Origin of the sequence: Lactiplantibacillus sp. YT640, from assembly GCF_049745435.1 — a bacterium.
Taxonomy (GTDB): Bacteria; Bacillota; Bacilli; order Lactobacillales; family Lactobacillaceae; genus Lactiplantibacillus; species Lactiplantibacillus plantarum.
The window spans coordinates 15,876-39,451 of record NZ_JBMNVY010000005.1 but is presented as its reverse complement, the minus strand read 5'-3'; the positions used below and the strand labels follow the sequence as shown (position 1 = coordinate 39,451).

20 protein-coding genes and 1 riboswitch are annotated in these 23,576 nt (G+C 46.0%); of the genes, 9 read left to right on the top strand and 11 right to left on the bottom strand.

Annotation, left to right across the window (positions count from 1 at the left end; translation table 11 throughout):
• Nucleotides 1-15: 15 nt before the first annotated feature.
• The 5 genes from ACOV1R_RS05205 to ACOV1R_RS05185 all read right to left on the bottom strand — a co-directional run bounded on the left by ACOV1R_RS05205 (nucleotide 16) and on the right by ACOV1R_RS05185 (nucleotide 6,245).
• Complete coding sequence (locus ACOV1R_RS05205; RefSeq protein ID WP_217203081.1) at nucleotides 16-1,233, bottom strand: ABC transporter permease; 1,218 nt, start codon at nucleotides 1,231-1,233, stop codon at nucleotides 16-18.
• The gene (locus ACOV1R_RS05200) at nucleotides 1,226-2,125 is read right to left on the bottom strand and encodes an ABC transporter ATP-binding protein (protein ID WP_015380802.1); all 900 of its coding nucleotides are present in this window, start codon (nucleotides 2,123-2,125) and stop codon (nucleotides 1,226-1,228) included. The genes ACOV1R_RS05205 and ACOV1R_RS05200 overlap by 8 nt, the downstream gene beginning before the upstream one ends.
• Nucleotides 2,126-3,047: 922 nt before the next feature.
• Entirely contained in the window at nucleotides 3,048-3,548 is a 501-nt protein-coding gene (locus tag ACOV1R_RS05195; RefSeq protein WP_003642124.1) for a methylated-DNA--[protein]-cysteine S-methyltransferase, read from the bottom strand.
• A gap of 181 nt (nucleotides 3,549-3,729) precedes the next feature.
• A complete protein-coding gene (locus ACOV1R_RS05190) occupies nucleotides 3,730-4,794 on the bottom strand; it encodes a LysM peptidoglycan-binding domain-containing protein (protein ID WP_016511814.1) in 1,065 nt (354 codons plus the stop codon).
• A 467-nt stretch (nucleotides 4,795-5,261) separates the two neighbouring features.
• Nucleotides 5,262-6,245, bottom strand: coding sequence for a LysM peptidoglycan-binding domain-containing protein (locus ACOV1R_RS05185; protein ID WP_015380800.1), 984 nt, complete (start codon nucleotides 6,243-6,245; stop codon nucleotides 5,262-5,264).
• A gap of 308 nt (nucleotides 6,246-6,553) precedes the next feature.
• Here ACOV1R_RS05185 and ACOV1R_RS05180 point away from each other — a divergent pair, with 308 nt between their 5' ends.
• On the top strand, nucleotides 6,554-8,098 hold the full coding sequence (locus tag ACOV1R_RS05180; RefSeq protein ID WP_015380798.1) for a glycosyltransferase: 1,545 nt from the start codon (nucleotides 6,554-6,556) through the stop codon (nucleotides 8,096-8,098).
• On the top strand, nucleotides 8,095-9,603 hold the full coding sequence (gene asp1 / locus ACOV1R_RS05175) for an accessory Sec system glycosyltransferase Asp1 (RefSeq protein WP_217203077.1): 1,509 nt from the start codon (nucleotides 8,095-8,097) through the stop codon (nucleotides 9,601-9,603). Before ACOV1R_RS05180 ends, asp1 begins: the two co-directional genes overlap by 4 nt.
• Nucleotides 9,604-9,687: 84 nt before the next feature.
• On the opposite strand, the gene ACOV1R_RS05170 is transcribed toward asp1, so the two are convergent.
• Nucleotides 9,688-10,515, bottom strand: a complete 828-nt coding sequence (locus tag ACOV1R_RS05170) for a LysR family transcriptional regulator (protein ID WP_003642119.1) — start codon at nucleotides 10,513-10,515, stop codon at nucleotides 9,688-9,690.
• Nucleotides 10,516-10,631: 116 nt separating this feature from the next.
• Between ACOV1R_RS05170 and ACOV1R_RS05165 the strand changes: the two genes are divergently transcribed.
• On the top strand, nucleotides 10,632-11,642 hold the full coding sequence (locus ACOV1R_RS05165; protein WP_013355871.1) for a YeiH family protein: 1,011 nt from the start codon (nucleotides 10,632-10,634) through the stop codon (nucleotides 11,640-11,642).
• Nucleotides 11,643-11,725: 83 nt separating this feature from the next.
• Nucleotides 11,726-12,289 (top strand): GNAT family N-acetyltransferase, encoded by a 564-nt coding sequence (locus tag ACOV1R_RS05160; RefSeq protein ID WP_015380795.1) that lies wholly within the window; start codon nucleotides 11,726-11,728, stop codon nucleotides 12,287-12,289.
• Nucleotides 12,290-12,347: 58 nt separating this feature from the next.
• On the opposite strand, the gene ACOV1R_RS05155 is transcribed toward ACOV1R_RS05160, so the two are convergent.
• Together ACOV1R_RS05155 and ACOV1R_RS05150 are read right to left on the bottom strand one after the other, a co-directional pair.
• Entirely contained in the window at nucleotides 12,348-12,848 is a 501-nt protein-coding gene (locus tag ACOV1R_RS05155; protein WP_015380794.1) for a DUF4811 domain-containing protein, read from the bottom strand.
• Nucleotides 12,845-14,329: an MDR family MFS transporter gene (locus ACOV1R_RS05150; protein WP_015380793.1), complete on the bottom strand. Its 1,485-nt coding sequence runs from the start codon at nucleotides 14,327-14,329 to the stop codon at nucleotides 12,845-12,847. Before ACOV1R_RS05150 ends, ACOV1R_RS05155 begins: the two co-directional genes overlap by 4 nt.
• A 213-nt stretch (nucleotides 14,330-14,542) precedes the next feature.
• On the opposite strand from ACOV1R_RS05150, the gene ACOV1R_RS05145 reads away from it, so the two are divergent.
• From ACOV1R_RS05145 to ACOV1R_RS05130, 4 genes are all read left to right on the top strand, one after another.
• A complete protein-coding gene (locus ACOV1R_RS05145) occupies nucleotides 14,543-15,205 on the top strand; it encodes an HAD family hydrolase (RefSeq protein ID WP_015380792.1) in 663 nt (220 codons plus the stop codon).
• A gap of 118 nt (nucleotides 15,206-15,323) precedes the next feature.
• Nucleotides 15,324-16,511, top strand: a complete 1,188-nt coding sequence (locus ACOV1R_RS05140; protein WP_011101930.1) for an MFS transporter — start codon at nucleotides 15,324-15,326, stop codon at nucleotides 16,509-16,511.
• A 922-nt stretch (nucleotides 16,512-17,433) separates the two neighbouring features.
• Nucleotides 17,434-17,610 (top strand): PspC domain-containing protein, encoded by a 177-nt coding sequence (locus ACOV1R_RS05135; RefSeq protein WP_076632946.1) that lies wholly within the window; start codon nucleotides 17,434-17,436, stop codon nucleotides 17,608-17,610.
• Nucleotides 17,611-17,869: 259 nt separating this feature from the next.
• Nucleotides 17,870-19,270, top strand: a complete 1,401-nt coding sequence (locus ACOV1R_RS05130) for an aspartate ammonia-lyase (RefSeq protein WP_015380790.1) — start codon at nucleotides 17,870-17,872, stop codon at nucleotides 19,268-19,270.
• Between the two features lie 262 nt (nucleotides 19,271-19,532).
• Here ACOV1R_RS05130 and ACOV1R_RS05125 read toward each other — a convergent pair whose 3' ends face one another.
• Together ACOV1R_RS05125 and ACOV1R_RS05120 are read right to left on the bottom strand one after the other, a co-directional pair.
• Nucleotides 19,533-20,459, bottom strand: coding sequence for an AEC family transporter (locus ACOV1R_RS05125; protein ID WP_015380789.1), 927 nt, complete (start codon nucleotides 20,457-20,459; stop codon nucleotides 19,533-19,535).
• Nucleotides 20,460-20,527: 68 nt separating this feature from the next.
• Nucleotides 20,528-21,205: a YczE/YyaS/YitT family protein gene (locus ACOV1R_RS05120; protein WP_015380788.1), complete on the bottom strand. Its 678-nt coding sequence runs from the start codon at nucleotides 21,203-21,205 to the stop codon at nucleotides 20,528-20,530.
• 195 nt (nucleotides 21,206-21,400) lie between these two features.
• On the opposite strand from ACOV1R_RS05120, the gene ACOV1R_RS05115 reads away from it, so the two are divergent.
• A complete protein-coding gene (locus ACOV1R_RS05115; RefSeq protein WP_015380787.1) occupies nucleotides 21,401-22,567 on the top strand; it encodes a cation:proton antiporter in 1,167 nt (388 codons plus the stop codon).
• Nucleotides 22,568-22,630: 63 nt separating this feature from the next.
• On the opposite strand, the gene ACOV1R_RS05110 is transcribed toward ACOV1R_RS05115, so the two are convergent.
• A complete protein-coding gene (locus ACOV1R_RS05110) occupies nucleotides 22,631-23,170 on the bottom strand; it encodes a dihydrofolate reductase family protein (protein ID WP_128484968.1) in 540 nt (179 codons plus the stop codon).
• Nucleotides 23,171-23,526: 356 nt separating this feature from the next.
• A riboswitch (PreQ1 riboswitch) is annotated at nucleotides 23,527-23,571 on the top strand.
• The last annotated feature ends 5 nt before the right edge of the window (nucleotides 23,572-23,576 follow it).

Genomic DNA, 23,576 nt, shown 5'->3' with positions numbered 1-23,576 from the left:
ATTCAATTAGTGGGCTTACTTCAACCGTAAGCCACGCTTTAAGTTGCCCCAGAAACCGAGTTCATCCGTTTGTAACATTAGCCCACCATAGATTCGGCCGATGTAGATCATACTTCCAATGATTGTTGCAATGAGAATCAGGAGTGACACGATTGCAGCGGGCATCGTTGCCATGCCGTTAATGAGGCGCAATGGCATGAAGTATGATGAGAAGAACGGAATATATGAGAAAATCTTAACGAAGAGATTGGTGGGTGTGTTCTGAAAGGCTAGGGCCATGAAAAACGCTAGCATACTCAGATAGATGACCGGTTGTGCTGCCTTGCTAGCATCCGCGACCCGGGTCACCAAAGCACCACAGAAGGCCGACGCTACGGTGTAGAGTAGTACGGCCAGTAATGCAAACAACAAGTTGATTGAGACCAAGTTGTGAATCACTTGATTGATCAAATCGGTATTCTGTTGCCAAAAATCAATTGTGAGTGAGCTACGTTTAACGAATTGCATGACGGCAAAGCCACCCACTAAGTAGACGAGCAGCTGAGTCACAATGACTAGTAAGACACCGTAAATTTTACCATTGAAGTATTTCCGCGGTGTCGTACTCGAGAAGATGACTTCCATAATCTTGGTGCCTTTGTCTGCGGCAATCTCTTGTGCTGTGATTGCTGAATAAGTGGTCAAAATCAAGTAGACAAAGAAGACGACAATATAGAAGGAGACCGTTTTAGCCGTTTTATCTGAAGCAGCGTGCTTCTGTAATTGTTCAGTAAATTTTGGCTGTACAGCCAACGCCTGGGTCTGTTTGGCACTTAGTTGTGCGCGCTGTACGTTACGTTGGCTTTGGGCAGTGGCTAAGAACTGCTGAATCTTAGCCTTGTCACCGCTGCTGACAGCATTAGGACCAGTGAACTGCGCTTGCAACTGTTGATTTTTGGTTGTTAAAACGAGGTAGCCGGCGATGTCATTGCGCTTCGTCGCCGCCTTAGCGCTGGCGAGTGTTTGGTATTTATTAGCGGTAGCCACATGACTCTGCTTAATGAAACTTGTGCGTAATTGTGGGCTAGTGCTAACGACCGCGATGTCATTCTTATTAGCGCTGGGTGCAGCAAAATAAGAAAAGGCGGCCACGAACCCGAAGAACAAGAAGGGCATAAAGACGAGTGACAAAAAGCTCCAGGACTTGATCTGCCGCAAGTAGGTTTCAAAAGTCACAATCCAAGTCTTATTCATGGTTAACACCTCCCGCTTCAGTTCGGAAAATCTCATCCAGCGTTGGTGGCTGCTGACTGAACTCTTCAATGTAATGACCAGCAGTGACTTGATCAAAAATCGCTGGGCCAACTGAAGCATCTGCAAGTTCGAGTCGGAATCGCTGGGCACCTTGTTGAGTAACGTTGGTGACTCCTGGTAGATCGGCCAGTTGCGCTTGTGACCAGTCAGTCGTCAAGAAGAGACGGGTACGGCCAAACTGGGCGCGAACGTCTTCAACGGTACCCTTAAGGACTGCTTCACCATTACGTAGCATAACGAGTGAGTCACAGATCGCTTCGACATTACTCATATCATGACTGGAAAAAATAATCGCGGCGCCCCGTTGCTTAGCATCTAAAATAGCTTGCTTGAGCAGGTCGGCGTTGACCGGGTCCAAACCACTGAATGGTTCGTCCAAGATAATCAGTTTGGGATCATGAATTAAAGTACAAATCAGCTGGACCTTTTGTTGGTTTCCTTTAGATAACTTATCAATCTTATCGGTCGGCTGCCCCTTGACCGCAAAGCGCTTCATCCATGCGGCAATTTTGCCCTTGGTCACCCGTGCCGGCTGATTTTTCAAACGGGCCAAGTACACGATTTGTTGTGTGATGGTTAATTTGGACATTAGGCTACGTTCTTCGGGTAAGTAGCCGATTTGATCGTAGTCATCAGCGGTCAACGGTTGCCCATTCCAAGTAATTTGACCGTCGAATGATAGAAAATTTAAGATGCTGTGAAACGTGGTTGATTTCCCCGCGCCATTTTGACCAATCAATCCCATGATTTCCCCGTCATGGACGTCAAATGACACGTCATTTAATGCTTGAACAGTCCCGAAACGCTTCTGAATATGTGCGATGGATAGCATTAGTTTGTCCCCCAAATTCTTGAAATAAAGTCATTACGTGTTGTGCGAGCTAATTAGTCATGAAATAGGATCAAAACGTGCCAAGTTTAGATTGTTATTCGTCAGCCGGTGTGCGTTCTATGCCGACCTCCGGGGCTGGGTGACAATTGCTGGAACGTAGCCGACGTCGATTTGAGCTAACGCCCAACCCGCGTCATCTCAAATACGAGTCTTATTCTAAGCCGGAAGCAACCCACTTCCAGCTAAGAATAATTTGGCTACTGAGCATTGTCACCCAGCCCCTCCAGTCGGGAACCCGCTCGAATGGCTGATGAACGGCTACTTAACTTGGTGAAATTTGTCGTTGGCTATTTTGATACGGGAACTTTAAATAAAACATCAGGGTGCATAACCTACTTTGTCGCAACATTCAATTTTGACTACAGCGGCTTAAGATGTTGAGCTATTCCAATATCATTTTCAGTCTGATAGTTGCTGAGAGAAATTACTATTTATGAAAAACAATGACGAATTCACCAAAAGTTGGGTCCGCACATGTCCGCCATTCGAACACTGTCCCGACTGGAAGGCGTTTCGGCCAATGCTCAGCGGTGAAATTCCACTTAGCAAGCGTCCTTGGCTTGGTTAGTGGAAGACCAGTATTTAAGACGTGGTCTTCGGCTTAAATCTGTGTCCACCGCGTTCCAGCAATTGGCCGAAATGCCTGGAAGTCGGCATAGGACGCGCCAACTAAGTAATTTTACGTTAACTCGAACTTTTTCCAGCGGGCCTAAGCTGGCTGCTTTTGAACTTACACAACTTGGCACGTTTTAATCCTAATTAGGCCTAATAACTATTGGCACAATTAGCAATCATTGTTTGATTTTATGATGACATAGTTGATTCGGTGTGACAAGGGCGTGCGCTTGGTTCTAAATGAAGCTTATTTGGGCAAGCGGGCGTTTTCAAGAGCTAATAGGGCGCGTTTCATTGGCAAACCACCACGATAGCCGCCAAGTTGACCGTCTTTGCGGCGGATACGATGGCAGGGGATCACAATAAGGAGTGGATTTTTACCAACGGCGCTGGCGACAGCTCGGACTGCGGTAGGGTGATTGATCATTGTGGCGAGTTGTGAATAAGTTGCAGTTTGACCGTATGGAATACGGGTTAAAGCTTGCCAAACTTGGTGTTGTAAAGGGGTGCCCGTCGTTTGGTCGAGGGGTATGTCAAAATGCTGGCGTTGACCAGTTAGGTAATCATGTAATTCTTGACAGGCCTGTTGATTAGCTTGTTGATCATAATGAATATTAGCGGATTTGAAGAAGGCTTGCCATTCGTCGCGTGGACCGTTGGCACGGCCGACAAAGGCTAAGCCGGTGGGCGTTGTGCCCAGCCAGTAAGTTTGCTGGTTAATGGTTGTTTGGGTCAATGTTAAGTGCATGTGTGAGCCCTCCGTCTCAATTAGGATAGCGTTAGTATAACAGAATTGGTGGTGTGACGACCTGATTAAATCAGAACATCACTGCTATATCTTAATGAAAAAAGCCAGTGCGAACGATGAGTCGTCCGCGCTGGCTTTGATGTCAATGATAAAGCTTGAATTTGATAATTGCAGATGCTGATTAGTACCAGCCGTTTGCTTGCCAGAACGCTTTAGCAGCAGTCCATGAGCCGTAACGGCCAGCGACGTATGCGTCGGCAGTCGCTTCTTGGTTGGCGGCAGAATAATCGCCATTTAAGAGGGATTGACCAAGTTGATATTTACCATAGTAAATACCGTTGGTTACGGTGTAGGAGCCACCAGATTCGCGAGCAGCAATCCAGGCCTTGGCAGCAGCCTCAGATGTACTAGTCGAGCTGGTTGTCGTGCTTGTTGTTGAACTGGCCGTGCTTGAGCTAGCTTGACTGGCAGTTGTGCTGCTAGTACTTGCACTACTAGTTGCGGCTGAACTAGCGGTGGTCGTCGTGCTTTGACTGGTTACCGTTGTACTTTGACTAGCCGCACTTTTTACTGAACTAGCACTGGCTTGACTAGTACTGCTTTGGCTAGCGGCCGACGTTGCACTCTGGCTCGTCGTACTAGTGACTGAACTAGCACTGGCTTGACTAGTACTACTTTGGCTAGTGGCCGACGTTGCACTCTGGCTCGTCGTACTAGTGACTGAACTAGCACTAGCTTGACTAGTACTGCTTTGGCTAACGGCCGACGTCGCGCTTTGGCTCGTTGCACTGGTAACTGAGCTGGCGCTGTTTTGACTCGTGCTGCTCTGGCTAACGGCTGATGTGCTGCTTTGACTGGCTGCACTGGTAACTGAGCTGGCACTGGCTTGACTCGCTGTGCTTTGACTAACCGTTGACGTGGCGGTAACGGTGCTAGTAGGATTTTGAACGGCGGCACTAGTTGTTGTAGTCGTCGTGCTTGGCGTGGCTACTGAGGTGGTGGCCCGTGTCATTTTAACTGTCTGGTGTTTGTTAACTTGTAGTTTGTCCCCGACGTAGATTAAGTTGACGTTCTTCAAATGGTTCAACTTTTGAACGGCGGCAACGGTTGTTTTGTGAGTGTCTGCGATTTCACTGACAGTGTCACCAGCCTTGACCGTCACCGTATCGGCCTTAGCAGCAGTTGCACCAAGGGCAATGGCACCAGTTGTTGCTAATGAGGATAATAATAGGTGTTTAATTTTCATATAATTGATTCACTCCCAAACTAGATTAGACTTCCCTTAAAGTTTACCATCATGTAAGCGGTTCGTTAAGCGCAATTTGCTTACTGACGGACTTTTTAGAAAATAAAACATGCCCGATTAAGACATAGTGTAACAGATTAACGCTTACATTACCGCTAATTTGCAATGCAATCTTAGTGACGAGTGTGTCAATGTAGTGACCTGCGTAACGTGATTACGTTGACGGTGGGGGGCATGGTAGAATTGGACTTTTGAAAAGCCCTCCCAAATTGACTGCGGCTTGCACGTGTTCGACTTTACCAGCAGACCATTTGCATAGTGGTTGATGAAGGACTGCAATAAGGGCCGATCATGGGGGGATTGCCAGTTTGCAGTCAGGCAAGTCCGATGCACCTATATGGCAACAGAAAAACGCGGCCCCCATATAGGACCGCGCTGATTGTATGTTCAGTTGTGCATGAATGTGTTTAGTAATAACCGTTGGCTTCCCAGAAGGCCTTGGCCGCTACCCATGAACCGTAGCGTGAAGCCACGTATTCGTCAGCGACGGTTTCCTGATTAGAAGCTGAGTAGTCACCGTTTAGAAGTGACTTGCTGAGTTGATACTTACCATAATAGTTCCCGTTAGATGCGGTATAGGAGCCACCGGATTCCTTGTTGGCAATCCAGGCTTTTGCGGCAGCTTCAGCACTACTTGATGTGCTAGTTGTTGATGAACTGCTGCTAGTGCTCGTTGTGGTGCTGCTTGAAGTGGTAGCACTATTGCTGGCTGCCGTACTTGTGCTGGCGGCACTGGAAGCAGTGGTGTTGCTCAACTTCGTCATAGATGCGGAAGTAGCGGTTGAACTTGACGCCGTGCTAGCTTGGCTCGTTGCAGAGCTTGAAGTGGCACTGCTAGTTGACGAACTGGCGGCACTGCTTGAAGCAGCACTGCTGGTTGATGAACTGGTGGCACTACTTGAGGCCGCGCTGGCGGTTGACGTGCTGGTCACGCTACTTGAAGCAGCACTTGTGCTTGATGAGCTGGCAGCACTACTTGAGGCGACACTTGTCGTTGACGAACTGGTAGCCGTGCTAGCTGCTGACGTACTTGTACTGCTGCTAACGGCTGCGCTGCTGGCACTTTGGGTGCTAGTACTGTTGGCCGTTGAACTGGCAGTACTGGTCGAACTAGCCGTACTTGAAGCAGCACTAGTTGGTACTTGGGTAGTAACCGTGGTTGCGTGGTGTTTGCCGTTGACTTCCAGTTTGTCACCGATATAGATCAAGTTAACGTTCTTTAAATGGTTGGCTTTTTGAATCGCTTTGATGGTCGTCTTATGCGTTAAAGCAATTTCACTGACAGTATCGCCAGCTTTAACGACAACGGTATCGGCATTAGCAACGGTAGTACCTAAAGCTAACAGACCGGTAGCTGCCAATGAAGTTAATAGGGCATTTTTAATTTTCATAAGTTAATCAGTCACTCCTATAAAAGTTGTGTTGTTATTTCGATTGAATGGTGATTAGTATACCGACCGCAGATTGCAAAGCAATAAATAACAGATTACGGTTTGAGCCAATTTTGTAATAAAGTAACATGGTGTAACAAGTTAACACTTTCATCATGTTTTCGCCACATTATCATCACACTCGCGGTAAAATTCAGAAGGTAACTTAAAAAATGGTTTAAAGCTGTGAGCGATATTCTTATTAATTCAGTAAAATTTGTTATAATCGAGACCGTTAAGCAGAACGTCGTGTAAGGGAGCGAGTAATAATGTATTATTTTGTGAATACCAGCATTAACCCGAAAAAATCGGGAATTGAACATGCTGAGATGAAACGGCTGGCACTTTTTAACCAGCATCACGTTCCTGCTAAGATGGTCACGCGATTTTTTTCATTATCGTTACACCAGACACTGACAGCAGCGGGGATTGCGGCTGAAAATCAAATTAATCTGTTTGATTTCATTCAGCATTCCAGTGAACGGCCAACGACTAAGATGACGATTGAAGACCTGCATCTAGCACCGGACTTGCGGGTGCAACCCGTTGGGCGTCATTATGAAGTTTATCAAAATGACCAATTATTAATGAAGGTCAATACATTTCTGAACACTCAAAAACAACTGAACAATGTCCAATATTATGATCAAAATGGTAAGTTAGTGAAGACCGATTGGTACGATACCCGGGGATTTAAAGGGCTTGAACAGTTCTATGCCGCTGATGGACAAGTAGCAAGTGAACAAGTCTTTAATCCGGACGGGGAGGTCGTCTATCAGACATTTCATATGGCAGATCGACAAAATCAGGTCCAAAATTCACTTTATCGATTCATTAATTATGAGGGGCAAGACTGGTCATTTGCTGGTGAAACGGCAATGACAACCTTTTTCCTCGATGAACTTAATCGGAGGACGCCGCATGCGGTCTTTGTCATTGATCGGACGTATGAGTTGGCTTACGCCGCACTTCACATGCGAACTAAAGCGTTTAAAGTCATGCACTTACACAGTAATCACGTTAATGATCCAGCACATCCGAAGACGGCTAGTCTCAACTTTAATTATGCTTACGCGCTCAATAACCTAGACCGATGGAATGGCGTTATTGCGTCGACTAAGCAACAAACTGCTGACTTTCAAGCCCGCTTTGGCAATCAACCCGCCGTTTATACGATTCCAGTTGGGATTGTCGATGACGCGACTTTGAATGCGCCCAAGCCATCTTTTGATCAGCGCACCGCAGGCAAGATTATTTTTGTGGCGCGTTTAGCCGAAGAAAAGCAACAAGATCAGGTGATCCGGGCATTCAAAAAGGTATTGGCCCAAGTGCCGAATGCGACCCTTGATTTCTGGGGCTATGCAAATGGAGATACCGGCAAACAACTGCATCAACTTGTGGAACAGCTGGGACTGAAAGCGGCAGTTACGTTTAATGATTATACGACCGATTTAACAGCTGTCTATAATGATGCGCAGTTGGCGATGTTAACGTCGCGGGCAGAAGGTTTTGCACTTGCCTTGCTTGAAGGTCAGGCCCACGGGGTGCCCCAGATTGCCTATGATGTCAAATATGGGCCACGTGATATTATTCGGGACGGTCACGATGGTCAATTGGTGCCGGTCAATGATGAAAATGCGTTGGCTACGGCGATGATCGACTTGTTAACGCAGCCGAAAAAGTTAGCCATGTATAGTCAACAGGCTTATCAAGATGCCCAACGCTTTAGCACAACGGCTGTTTGGCAACAGTGGCAACCACTCATGAAAGCCGCAGCCGATTTTTATCAAGTTGAGGGGGCAACACAGCGATGAATTTTTTTGTGAACCAATATTTAATGGCGTTAAATTCTGGTGTGGAACATGCCGAATTTAAACGGCTCCAGTTGTTTAAAGATCATCAGGCACCGGCTAAACTAGTAACGCGTCAATTCGATGGTTTGTTACATCAGAATATGCGGCGCTTCAATATTGCCGATGATCAGATGGCCAACTTGTTTGACTTTTTTCGTGAAACGACCAGCTTTTCCAGTCGGGTCATCAAGATGGCTGATTTGAACTGGCCAACTGCCTATGACATTAAGCCGGACCCCAATGTCAGTGAGGTACGAGCTGGTGATCGGCTGGTTGCTAAGGTCCACTTTGTTCCCAGCACGGTGGGGCACGTGTACTTCATTGAAATTTTTGATCACTTCAATAATCTTGTTCAGCGTACTGATTATGATGAACGGGGCTTTAAGGCCCGTGATGAATTCTTCTCGTCAGCCGGGGAACCAATCACGGATATTTTCTATCGACCAGATGGTAGTCGGATGGCCGAACAGTATTATGCGCATGATAATAATGGGACTAATTATGTTTCGTTGTGCCATCTTATCAATTATCATGGCCGTGACTACTACTTTAATGGTGAACAAGAATGGTACCGGTTCTTCTTAGATGAACTGAACAAGCAATATGATGAAAACAACGTCTTTATTGCGGATCGGCCGTTAGCTGCTCAGTGGCCGGTGGTGAACATGCAGACGGCGGCTAAAAAATATTTGTGGTTACCCACGCCACATGCAGTCGATCCGCGTGATCAAGTCTATTCTAATTTGAATAACGCGTATGTTTATGGCCTGCACGAGTTTCTGAGTGCTTGGGACGGTGTGATTACGAGTACCGAACAACAGAAGCAAGATTTGACGCAGTGGCTCGGTGGTCAACCGAGTGTCCCAATCCTGACGATTTCAGCAGCCATTGTTTCCAAAAAGCACGCTCAACACGCACCAATTTCGATCAGTGAACGTCATGCGCATGAAATTATTTATACCGGCCGTTTGGATGCGGAACGGCGCGTCGATCAGCTAGTGACAGCTTTTGACCAAGTGCACCATAAGATTACGGATGCGACCTTAGTGATTTACGGGTATGGTGGTGAGCTTGACCGTCTAAAACAGCAAGTGTCCCAGTTGCACCTAGAGACCGCCGTGACTTTTGCTGGGTATCAACCGAACTTAACAATGGCTTATGATCAGGTCGGTGCTTACGTTTATACTGGTGAAAGTGATGCGCAGCCATTATCGTTAATTGAAGCCCTTAGTCATGGTGTGCCAGCAATTGCTTATGATATTAACTATGGCCCTAAGGATGTTTTGAAGGATGGCAAGAATGGTTATCTGGTCACGGATGGTGCCGTCAACCAACTAGTCAGAGCGCTGACCCGAACACTTGAAAGTCCGCAACGTCAGCAACGACTTAGCAAGGGGGCCTATCGGAGTAGTGAACAATATAGTGATGAACAAGTTTGGCAACAGTGGCAGCCGGTTGTTCAGTGAATATCAAAAATGGTCTGACTTTAGTGGTCAGACCATTTTTTAAACGCTAATGTCAAAAAGACCTAATAACAACGGCGGGGATCGCTAATCTGACCACGTTGTTAGGTACTGGGTAATTGCAGTCTGTACGGGGCGCAGTGCCGCTGCCGGTTGCGTGTTAGTCAGTAAAAAGAATTGGCGTTGGTAATGAGCACTTAGCTGTTCGATGGGAATCTCGTTGCTTAAAACGTGACGTGAAATAATTGTTTGGCCGATACCATGAGCGAGGAGGTCCGCGATGATTTGGTTACTGTGGATGACCATGACTTGTGCTGGCTGAATGTTGCGGGCTTTTAAAAAGGCGTTGGTATAATGACGCACACCGGAATTAGGTTCACGTAGCAGCCAGAGGGGACTGGCAAAGTCGCCCGCATGGACGAGCTCATCGTGACCAAATGGCAAGCGATTGAGCTGGTCAGTAACGAGTGGCTTTTCAACTAAACCAAAGTCCAGTTTGTGTTGGGACATAGCGGTCAAAATTTCGGCCGAATTGGCAAGCGTCACTTGAAAGTCAAAGCGATCACTGACGGCACTCAAATTGGCTAATAAAGTGGGTAGAATCAGACGCCCGGTTGTGTGTGAGGCACCAATCCGGCAAGGAACTTTCACTAAGTGGCGTGGTGATTGCACCGCTGTTTTGGTAGCGGCCCAAGTTGTTAACAGCTTTTGAGCCTGTTGATAGAGGAGCTGACCACTGGCAGTAGGAACGATTTCTTGGCGCCCGTTACGTGTTAAGAGCGTGGTTTGTAAATCGGCTTCAAGTTGTTTGATTTGTGTTGAGACGGTCGGCTGGGAAATAAAAAGTTGCTCGGCGGCATGGGAGAAGTTGCGAGTTTCGTATACCGCACAGAACGTTTCCAATTGTTTAAACATTGTGTTCACCCCTAACTATTATTTTTATTAATAGTAACTATCATAATGATTTATTTCTCAAATGTAAATAACTTTCGTATACTTAAAAGCATCGAGATAGAGATGGGAGAAAGCGAATGAAGGTCAAAGGGATTTTACCGGGGTTAGTGACCAGTCTGGTCATTGCAATTATTAGTCAAGGATTGGCGCAATTTGTGCCAGCGTTAGGTGCGGCTACTATCGCGATTCTATTAGGAATCATTGGTGGCAATACGTTTCTGAAACAACCGCAACTTGGTCGGGGGACTAAGTTCGCAGAAAGTAAGCTGTTGGAATATTCCGTGATGTTGCTCGGTGCGACGATGACGGTACAGACAATCGGCAAAATTGGTGGGTTCGGCGTGCTCTTTATTCTTTGCCAAATGACGATTACGATCGTTGGGGCTTTGTGGTTAGGGCGTAAGCTGGGTTTCAGCCAGTCGGTACGTATGCTGATGGCCGGCGGTAACGCCGTGTGTGGGTCGTCGGCGATTGCATCAATCGCACCCGTTATTGACGCGGATGAAGATGATAAGGGGACTGTCATTACCTTAGTTAACTTGATGGGGACAGTGCTGATGTTAACGTTACCGGTCTTAGGAATGGCCGTGTTTGGTGGCAGTGTCATTCTTAAAGGGGCGTTGATTGGGGGAACTTTACAATCAGTTGGGCAGGTGGTGGCCGCAGCTAGTATGGTTAATCAAACAACGGTTCAATTTGCAACTATTTTCAAAATTATGCGGATTATGATGCTAGTCGTCGTTGTTTTGATTTTTGGCCGGTTACACCAACGCACGATTGAAAATGAATTGGCTGAGGATGCTGTCGTCAGTGGTAATGGGAACGGTCATTGGTTACCATGGTACGTGGCTGGGTTCTTAATCTTATGTGCATTGAATAGCTTGATTTCGTTACCAGCAATTATTGGCGCAACGGCTCATACAATTAGTAGTTGGTTTGAAATCATTGCGTTAGCAGCTATCGGGTTACGTTTGAATCTTGTTAACTTTATGAAAGCTGGCAAGCGCTTAGCACTGTATGGCTTAGGCGTGGGGACGATTCAGGTCGTCAGCGCCTTGATTTTAATTACGTTATTACTACAACATTAATTGAATTTTGAGACACTTAAATCGCAATCAGGGTTAATCATTTAATTAATCATGATTGCGATTTTTCATCTAAGAGAGTAGGAATGTTCATGCTAACTTATCGAGTCACACCAGCGATTGAATTGCGAGAACCACTACCCCAAAGCGATGCGCCGGCATTACTAGCATTATTAACAGCTAATCGTGCGCAGTATCAGTATTATTTGCTATGGGTGGCTAAAATTCAAACGGTGGCGGATAAACAACGCTTTTTAACCGCGGCACAGCTTCAGTTACAATGGTCGCAAGCGCTCAACCTAGTCATTGTCGTTGAACAACGGGTTGCGGGGATGGTTAGCTGTGACCACTTCGATGATAACGACCACAGTGCCAACATCGGCTATTGGTTGGGACGACCATTTCAGGGACGCGGCGTCATGACGGCAGCCGTCCGTGGCGTTTGTGACTTGGGTTTTAATCAGTATCATCGGCAATGTTTGCGGATTCGTGTGGCGGTGGACAATCAGGCAAGCAATGCGGTGGCGCAACGGGCGGGCTTTGACTTTTTGATTCAGCATCCAGGTGGTCAGCACTTATTGGATGGCGATCATGATGAGAATGTGTATCAGGTTTCAGCGGTTGATTGGCTGGCGAAGCGCCACAAGTGATGACGATTAAACAAAATAAAACTGACTAGCCAAGATGGTTAGTCAGTTTTATTAACGTCTAATTTTTAACTGTCACCACTTGCCATGTTTTAGGAATTGTAAACAAATATTGTCGTTGAACAATTTTTGTCTTGGTATTTCCTAGGCTGAATAACACGTGTGTCAGGTGATTTTTGAACTGCCAAGTCGTGGTCTTTAGTTGAACCTGCGCGGGTGAACCGCTAGTCAGTTTAGTTGTTGTGGTGGTTGCGGTCACCGTGTGACTGACTTTAGTGGCGGCTGCAACCCGGTAACTGATGACACGTTCAGACCCTGTTCCGAGTTGCTGGACCCGCAACGCTACTTGTTTGGATTTGAGCGGGGCTAAGTCTTGAATCTGCGTGCGGGTGACCTCGTGCATGCCCCAATGGTAATTGTCGTTTAGGACGAGGGTGATGAGGCTAGTGGCAATAATGAGGCCACTAATGATAATGGCAATGAGACGGTTGCGGCCTGCCGGTGAAAAAATCATCGTGCCAGCAAAGACAAAGGTTGCCAGAATTAGTAAGACAATGATCATGCGGCATCATCCTCCTGACTAATGGTTTTTGAATGATTGGCTTTTAAGAAGAAGGTAATCCCAAAGCCAATCGCACAAAAAATGAGTGAGACAACGAACGCCACGTGATAACCAGTTAAGGTTGCGGTGATTCCGTCCTGACGGTATTTCAAGGGTGCCTGTGTCAGTAATTGATGTCCCGGCATTTGCCACTTAGCGACGCTGGAGTAGACACTGATTAAAACGGCCGTCCCCATTGAAGCTGCGACTTGACGCAGGGTGTTGTTGGCGGCGGTCCCATGGGAAATCAACCGGAAAGGTAACGCATTGATCCCAGTCGTTGTGACGGGCATGGTAACCATGGTCAGGCCAAACATCCGAATGGCGTAAACAACGATGATCCATAAGATTGGGGTCGTGGCACTAATTGATAGGAAGAAAGCAGTTCCTAGCGTTAGGAGTAACATCCCCGTCATTGCTAGTCTGCGGGCACCGATATGGTCAAAGATGCGACCAGTAATGGGGCTCATAATCCCCATCATGATTGCGCCAGGTAATAAAATCAATCCAGAGTCCATTGCTGAACGACCGAGGACCGTTTGAATATACATTGGCAAAATCATTTCGACGCCCATCATAGCCATGTAAGCGAGGGCAGTCAGGATTGCGGATAGGGTGAAAGCCGGAATCTTAAAGACACGTAATTCCAATAATGGCTGATCCATGTGAAGTTGCCGCCAGACGAATAGACCAATGAAAATCAGACCAATGACTAAAGTTGTGAGAACGACTGGGTCGCCCCAACCAGCATTACCAACGGATGAAAAACCGTATAACATACTGCCAAAACCAATTGTTGAGATCAAGACTGACCACCAATCAATTGGTTGTTTGGAAGTTGGTAAGACTTTCCGCAAAGTGAAGAATGAAACGATGATGACTAGGATATTGATTGGCAGGATGAATAAGAAGAGTGCCCGCCAGGAATAGTTATCAATAATCCAGCCAGAGAGTGTCGGTCCGATGGCGGGTGCTAAGCCAATAACAATGCCGGCTGTCCCCATTGCGGAACCCCGTTTTTCGGGTGGATAAACTGAAGACATGATTGTTTGAAACACTGGGGCGGAAATCCCGACGCCCATTGCTTGAATCATTCGGGCAATCAGCAACATCTGAAAGTTGACGGCAAAGTACGCCAGCGTAGTTCCCAGACCAAAAATAAGCATGGCTGTTAAGTACAAATACTTGGAATTGATTCGGGTCAGCAACCAGGCACTGACGGGAATCATAATTCCCATGATTAACATGAAACCAGTGGTCAACCACTGAACGGCGGTTGCTGAAATATGAAAATCGGCCATTAACGTTGGAAAAGCTGTTGTTAATAGTGTTTGGGTAATGAAGGTGGTGAACGTCCCGACAAGTAAAGTCAATACAAGCCAAGTCCGGTGATAGGGCTGGCCGTTGGCATCAAGCGGCAACGTTGAATTTTGAGTTGGCATAATACCGTCCTTTCTTTTATAAATTCTGTAATAATGCACAATCAATAAGTATATCACGATGCAAGTCCTAGGCCTATTAATTGGTACCGGGGCGGTCTGCTGAGTGTTCGGTGTCGTGGTAAAATAAAATAGATAATATTAGTTAATTTGTGGTGAGTCGTGCTAATGATAGCCAGCACAATTCATCGACATTCAGTAAGGAAGCTAAAAAATATGACCAAAAAATATTTAACATTTGATTGTTACGGGACGCTAATTAATACTGAGCCGCTGTATCAATGGGTGGCTAATTTAGGATTGGCGATTGGTTTAGACCCACTAACGGTTCGCAAAGCCTACGCGACTTATGAGGATGATCCTGCCAGTGTCAATCCTTATCTAGATTATTCAACATTAGTCCGGGCTGATCTTAAGCATTTAGATCGATTGTTTGAACAGAAACACTTCTTTGAAAGTCATTACGTTGAATGCTTGGAAGTGCAACGACACCTATTACCATACGCCGATGTTATACCGACCTTAATAGCCTGGCAGCAATTGGGCTATCAATTGATTATTATGTCGAATTCTTCCTGGGATATTATGCCGGCCAACATTGCTGCTTTAAAGGTGTCGTTCACAGCGGTTGTTACGGCTGAAGACGTTCAAGCTTACAAACCAGCGTCAGCTTTCTTTGAAACGGTTCAAGAGCGTTTTAAGTTAACGGCAGATAATCATTGGCATATTGCACGTGGCTATGAATCCGATGTTGTTCCAGCCAGTGCTATGCAGTGGCCGATGATTTGGATTAATCGTGATCAGCGACAACCGACTAGTTCTGAACGGCCGACCCATATGGTTACTGATTTGGCCGCTGCTAAGCAGTGGGTTAACTAGGCGTGCGCGGTAGTGTCCCCGTTGATCAACAGTTAAAACACTGGTTGATCATCAGGGTTGAACAAGCTTTCTAATTTTGACTAAGCTGTTAAATCTCAAAATTGGAAAGGAAATTAACGTGAATTCAAAATCTTTAAATAAAAGTACGGTCCTATTAATGGCGATCTCCGCAGCCATTGTAGTGGCTAATATTAATTATATTCAACCGATTGAGGCGGACATTGCGCAACAATTTAATCTCCCAAACGCCGTTATTGGCGCGGTGGCAATGCTGACGCAGTTAGGCTATGCCTTCGGGTTGCTCTTAATTGTACCCATGGGTGATATCATGAATCGCCGAATGTTGATTATGCGCTTACTGGTACTCGCAATCATTTCAGCGTTACTAGCCTTCGTGGCTCCCAATATTTGGGTGTACGCCTTGGCAAGCTTACTGATTGGGATAACCTCGGTGGCACCACAAGTTATTATTCCGTACGCCGGCTTTCTCGCACCTCGTAATCAGCGTGGTCAAGTCTTGGGCAACGTCCTGAGTGGCTTGCTCGTGGGGGTTCTCTTGTCACGAACTGTCAGTGGGGTACTTGCGAGCTATTTGCCTTGGCAGATGGTCTATCTGATTGCCGCTATCTTGATTGCAGGATTGTGGCTCGTCTTGTGGCGAAAATTACCGCATGATCCCGTGACGACACATACCACGAATTATAAAGCCATGATTCAGACAGTACCTCAGTTAGTAAAACGCTATCCGGTTTTGCGAGCGTCGGCTGTTAACGGATTTGTCTTGTTTGGTGTTTCTAATATTTTCTGGGCAACACTCGTCTTTTACTTGCAGCATCAATACGGGTGGGGAAGTCGTGAAGCTGGTCTGCTTGCGTTGCTAGGTGTTACCGGTGTGTTAGCAGCCCCTTTAATCGGCCGCCTAGCCGATCGTTTTCGGCCCCGAACGATTATCGGCTTGGGTCTAGTGTTATCAACATTAGCCTACGTAGTGTTTTGGCTGAGTGGTACGCATTTGGTGGGGTTAATTATTGGTATCGTCATTCTTGATTTAGGTACTCAATTCGGGCAGGTCGCGAATCAGACACGGATTCAAAGCATCGATGTCCATGCCAGTAGCCGTTTCAATTCGGTATTCATGTTTGGCTACTTCATGGGTGGCGCCCTAGGTTCATTTTGTGGCAACGTCTTATGGGATTTAGCTGGTTGGAACGGCGTCTGCGGGTTAGCGGTCGTCGTGTTAATGATTGGCTTTTATGCCCACTTTGTTCATTATCCACGGGTGGTGACACGACAAGCGCAACATTAGCAGTGTATTAGTTAATCGGTCATGAATCATGATTAAAACGTGTCAAGTTTAGATTGTTGTTCGTCAGCCGGTGTGCGTCCTATTCCGACCTCCGGGGCTGGGTGACAATTGCTGGAACGCAGCCGACGTCGATTTGAGCTAACGCATAACCCGCGTCATCTCAAATACGAGTCTTATTCTAAGCCGGAAGAAAATCACTTCCGACTAAGAATAATTTGGCTACTGAGCATTGTCACCCAGCCCCTACAGTCGGGAACCCGCTCGAATGGCTAATGAACGGCCACTTAACTTAGCACAATCTGTTGTTGGCTATTTTGATACGGGAACTTTAAACGAAACGTTAGGGTTGTATTAACCACTTTGTCGAGACGGCCAATTATTACGATGTTGATTGAGGAATAGTGAGACATCCTAATATCATTTTCACCCTGACAGTTGATTGATAAAATTATTGTTTATGAAAAACAATGACGAATTTACCAAAAGTTGGGTACGCACATGTCCGCCATTCGAACACTGTCCCGACTGGAAGGCGTTTCGGCCAATGCTCAGCGGTGAAATTCCACTTAGCAAGCGTCCTTGGCTTGGTTAGTGGAAGACCAGTATTTAAGACGTGGGCTTCGGCTTAAATCTGTGTCCACCGCGTTCCAGTAATTGGCAGAAATGCCTGGAAGTCGGCGTAGGACGAACTTGAAAAGCATGTTTACGCCCACTCGCACCTGTTTCCAGCGGTTTTTAGCTGGCCGTTTTTGAACTTAAAAAACGACACGTTTTAATCATGATTAATCCTAAAATGACTAGCACGATACCTGTTGTTAAGTAGGCTGTTGATGTTTGTGTAATAACTTATTAAATCAGAAATCTGCGTTTAAGTTAACTAACATAACGTTTATCGAGAAGTACAACGAAATGAGGTGTTCAAGTGGCATTAAGAAAATCAAGAAAGGATCGCATCTTGCTTGGTGTTTGTGGAGGAATAGCTGAATGTTTTCAGACTTCTTCGACTTTAGTCAGATTAGTCTTCTTCTTTGGCGGGGGAATCTTCTTTTGGATTTACCTGTACTTGGCTTATAAATTACCAGAGGACGAGTATCTTTGAACGAACTGTTTATTATACCGAGTAGGCCGTTAATGTTTGTGTAATAACTTAATGATTGGTATAGGCGCTGGCAGTAGGGGACAGTTAATTAATATGAAGTATGCTGATGATGAGCTTAATGAATATTAACCATAATTGGCGTTGAACTTAATATTAGTCGTAAATCAATTAAAAGGATTGTATTTCAGAGAAAATGGTCTAAACTCTAATTATTCATGTTAGAAGATGTAACATGAAATCTAAATAAGAGGGTTTTGCTATGCGAATTGAAGCTGATTGTATTGGTAAGTTAGCTGTTCCGGATGATGCTTTGTATGGAATTCATACGTTACGTGCCGTTCATAATTTTCCGATTACGACGGAATTGATGCATCCACTGATCATGCAAAGTCTCGTTCAAATCAAGAAAGCGGCGGCCAGTGTGAATGCGGCTGCCGGAACTTTGTCTAATGATAAGGCACACGCCATTATTGCGGCATGTAATCAGTTACTACTGGGGCGTTACGCGGATAACTTCATTGTGCCAGCGATTCAGGGGGGTGCTGGGACCTCGGCTAACATGAACGTCAATGAAGTGGTGGCTAATTTGGCTCACCGATTGATGCCGGCAGTTGCCGTTCATCCCAACGATGATGTTAATCAATCACAATCAACCAATGATACTTTTCCAACGGCCGGTAAAATGGCGCTTTGCATGCAACTCCCAGGACTATTAACGGCACTCAGCCGGTTGGTACAAACGTTACTGGTTAAATCGCAGCGTTATCAAGATGCCATCAAAGTTGGCCGAACTCAGCTTGAAGATGCGGTACCGACGACGTACGGGCGGACCTTTCATGCTTATTACCAATTATTCAAGCGTGATTTGACCCGTGTACGGCAGGCGGGCGAACATCTCCGAATCGTAAATTTGGGTGGGACTGCAATCGGTACCGGCATCAACGCGACTCACACGTATCAACAGCAGATTTTAGTGAAATTAAATCAAAATACTGATTTAGATTTAGTAGCTGCACCAGACTTGATCGATGCAACGCAAAACTGTGATTTGTTCGTGGAATTCTCTGCGGCCATGAAGACGTTAGCCGTTGATCTTTCCAAGTTTAGCAATGACTTAAGATTGCTGGCGAGCGGCCCACAAGCTGGCTTTGGTGAATTGAATTTGCCCGCACAGCAAGCAGGTTCTTCTATTATGCCAGGTAAAATCAATCCGGTTATTCCGGAGGTTGTTAACCAAGTTGCGTTTGAAGTGATTGGTCATGACACGACGGTAACAATGGCAGCGGAAGCAGGCCAATTGGAATTAAACGCTTTCGAGCCGATTATGTTACGGGCATTGATAGCCAGTGAGCAGCATTTACAGCAGGCTTTGACTACATTAGTCGATCACTGTGTGCGGCAATTGACGGTCAATCGCCAACGCTGTGCAGATCAAGTGGCACATTCGGCCATTACGGCAACTGTTTTGGCGCCATACCTTGGTTATGAGACGACTACCGCGCTGATTAAAGAAGCGCTCACCACTAACCAAGCAATTCCTGAATTATTACATCGACGTCGCTTGCTTAGCGATGATTTGGTCGAGCAGCTGTTTTCACCGGCCGGACTAACTCAGCCACGTCCAGAGGTTATTGAACAACTACGAGTGGTTGCAAAGTAGCCACTGTTTTGCAGTGCAATTTATGGCTGAGATATGCTAGTGCTGGAGGTTGACACCAGCCAGTTTAAAGCCAATGGACGTCGCACGACTTAGCAAAAAACAAAGTTAGCGCGCTTTCTGCCAATTGCTAAAACGCAGTGGATCTAAGCTTAAGTCGTATCTCAAATGCTAGTCATTAAAAATGAGCCACCAGAATGAAAAATTCTGATGGCTCATTTTTAGTTGTCGTTTACTTAGTCTTAACTAAAAGCAGTGAGGCACATTAGTACAAGTTGACCAAAGCAAAGACGATTGGAATGGTAACGACACTTAAAATCGTTGAGATGCTCATTAGGGCAACGGCTGGCCCGGGATCACCGTGGACTTTGAGCGAGAACAAGACGACGATTCCGGCGACTGGGCAAGCAGCCATTAACACTGTGGTGAATAATGGGATACCAGTGATACCCATTAGCTGGAGGACAACAATCGCCAAGTATGGAAACAGTAAATTTCGCAATAAGATGACTAACCAAAGACGTTTATCGAGTGTCGCACGGTTAAGCTTAACGTCTGCCAAACTGTTCCCAATAACGATCATGGACAAGGGGGTGTTGACCGAACTGACATACTTAATGGCGCTATTGGCAATCGTTGGCAGTTGCAGCGAGGTTACGAAGATCAGTAGCCCAACAACAATGGCGATGATATTCGGATTAAAGACGATCTGTTTAAGATTATCCCGCCGATTTCCCTGTTGTCCGGTGAAGAGGGTGATACCGTGAGTCCAGCTAAAAATATTGAAGGCCGCTAACGAGGCAACAGCATAGAATACGCCAGTTGCACCGAATAGGGAGCTGGTTAATGGAATCCCCATAAAACCGGCATTAGAATATACGGCACCGTAACGCATAATGCGACGCAAATTCTGGTCAGAGACGCGTTTGAATAGTAATTGCGTCACAATGATCATGAGCACATAAATGATCACAATTCCAGCAATGACCCGGGCTAACATTTGCAAGCGGTCGGCTGAAAATGTCTTTTCAAAGGCTTGAATAATCAAGCAAGGTGACACAATGTATAACAGGATGTTGGTTAAATCAGTTGAAGTCTGGGCATGCATGAAGCCGAGCTTGTTAACGAGCAGGCCGACGAGCATGAGAATGAACATCAAAATGATTTGACTAGTTAGTTGCGTTAAATTCATTTACTTCAGTCCAATAAATTAGAATACTCTCATTATTGAGGCTTGGCCTGAACTTTGTCAAGATTCATTTAGGCCGGATGATGCGCCTGGACAATATCCACGTGATGTTTGAGATGGGGAAAAACATGATGATCAGACCACCCCATGATGGCACCTTGAGCAATTAAGGCAAAGGCCGTCCCGAAGCCAATGGCACGCAAATGACCTGTGGCGAAGAATGAAACGACGATAATCGTCAGAGGTGGCAAATAACTGGTCCACTGGGCAATGATAGCGGAACCATGTAAAAACCGAAAGCGTAAGATGTACGATAAATCATCGTTCGGATGCTGAATTAAATTACAACGCTGGTAAATCGAGACGGCGGCCGCAACGCCTAATAGTCCAAGCACGTTTAGAATCAAGCGTGGCAACAGGGGCAGGGCGGGAATCTGTAGCCAATCCCAAAAGTAGCCGATAAATTGGACCAGGTAACTAAAGGGCACGATATAGAGCAAGTTGGAGATAAACCGACGCCGATCAAAGTGACCTAACAGAAGTTGGTTGAGAATCGTGACAACCACACCGTACATTAACAAGGTGGTTCCTAATGAAATATGGGTCCAGTCAGCTAGATTAACGCTGGAGCCAGTCCAGACGGCACTGCCTAGGCTGGTGGCGATGGTGAGCGCGTTGGCAGCAGAATTCAGAATAATGGAAAAAACTAAAAAACCAAAACGTTGACGAAAATCAGGAATGTTCAACACGACTAAGCGACCTTTCAGTTAACAGTATATGAGTTATTATAACCGCTTTCATAAGTAGATGTCACGGCTAGACTTGTAAAAATATGCTATACTAATTGCACAATAGATTTTACGGTTGAAGGACACTTCAAGAATTCGGACTACTTTTGGGTTGGGTAGTCAGAGCTTGCGGTGCCCTTTTTTAGGAGGTTTTTAATGGATTATGTTGGTAGTTTAGCGTTGATTTTAATTGTTACGGCGGTTGCGGGGCACCTGAGTGTCCGAATGGGCTTACCCGCGGTGATTGGTCAATTGTTAAGTGGAATTGTACTTGGCCCAGCCGTATTAGGTTGGGTCTCAGCAACAAGTTTTATCAAAGACTTCGCGGAGCTTGGCGTGATTATTTTAATGTTCATGGCCGGTTTAGAGAGCGATTTGAAATTGCTGAAGAAGTATTGGCGTCCTAGCTTGTTAGTTGCGGTCCTGGGGGTCATTCTACCCGTTGCGGTGATTGACTGGTGTAGCCAACTATTTCACCTTAACGCCACTGAAAGTTTGTTCTTGGGCGTAACCTTCGCGGCCACATCGGTTTCGATTTCAGTCGCGGTTCTCAAAGAGTTAGGCGCCCTCGATGGTAAAGAAGGGACGACGATTTTAGGTGCAGCGGTCGTTGATGACGTCCTGGCTGTTTTGATTCTGAGTTTGATGATCAGCTTATTTGGCAGTGAAGTCAGTGGTGGCGGTAGTCATGCCTCAACCAACTTGGGACTCTCGCTGGCGATTCAGTTGGCGTTCTTTGTGGCGCTGTACTTTGTGGTCAAGTGGGTGGTGCCACATTTAATGGCCGTGGGGAATGCTCTACTGGTTCCAACCTCCATCACGCTGATGTCACTAGTGATTTGTTTTGGACTCTCATACTTAGCGGACGCAATCGGTTTAAGTGCTGTGATTGGCGCGTTCTTTGCCGGTATCGCCGTTGGTCAGACGGACTATCATGAAGTTATCGATGAGCATATTCAACCCATTGGTAATGCTGTATTTATCCCAGTCTTTTTCGTTAGTATTGGGCTGAATATGTCATTCAATGGTTTCTTGAACGATTTTTGGTTCATCGTTGTGATTACCGTTGCGGCAATTGCCACTAAGCTCATTGGTGCCGGGGTCGGCGCACGGTTAGCGGGTTTTAATTGGTTAAGCGGCTATGAGATTGGCGCCGGCATGGTGTCACGTGGGGAGATGGCCCTGATCATTGCACAGATAGGTTATCAAGGTAAATTACTATCAGATGATCGTTATTCGGCAGTCATCACAGCAATCATTTTAACGACGCTGATTGCACCGCTATTACTTCGTCAGGCGGTTAAACGCCAACGTGAAGCTTAAAGCAATTGAAAATCCCAACTTGTTTGCGTGTTGCAAACGGGCTGGGATTTTTTAATCACGACATTATTCAGTTGTTAAACGTTGATAGTGGACTTCGGCGAGCTGACTATATCGATTGGTGTCAACTAATTCAAAGCGCTGTTGCTGGTCAATTGCTTTAAATAAGGGAATGCCGTCACCCAAAATGACTGGTGCAATCTGGATGTAGAGCTCATCAACTAAATCCGCAGCTAACAGCGGCATTAAGACGCCAGCACCGCCAACAATCCAAATGTTTTGGCCAGCAGTACGTCGCAAGTCTTCGACGATCTTCGTGACGGGGGTGTTGGTGAACTGGGTACGTTCATCACCGGTGTGGGGGTGGGAAGTCATGACAATATTGTGGGTCGCCGGATTATATGGATTAATGAGTTGATCAGTGGTTTGTTCCATCGTGTATTCGTAAGTATGGCGGCCCATGATGGCGGTATCAACTTGCTGCATAAATGCTTCGGTGGGGGCATCGTTGGCACCAGCTGTTTTGAACAGCCAGTCCAGCCGATTATCCTTAGTGGCTAAACAACTGTCAATTGAAATGGCCCCATAAAACTGAACTTTACGCATGATTCGACACCTACTTTATCTTTAGTAGTCATATTGTACCATGTTTTCCGGTCATTCACTTGCTGAACTCCGGTAAAAGTTCAGTAACATAATTAAATAATTGGTTCGAAATGGGAGGTGGGAAACTACTTAAGGTGTCGCTGGGAGCGTATGAATACTGCAAATAATGATGTTGCGGGGCTAATGGGGATGAGTATTTACAGCGGGTTAAGCAGGTCGTGGTGATCATTGTCGGAGAAGTAGCATGCGGCAATCAAGATGTGAGTCGGAGTAACGATTGGTGGTTTTCAAGGGCCCCACCGTCCGCTATAATTGGATTAGCATTTCATCACATACAGTTTGGCCTAATTAGGCGAGCTGGCCTGGTTCGTAAACTTCCCAGGATAAAAAACCAAGAACTTCAGTT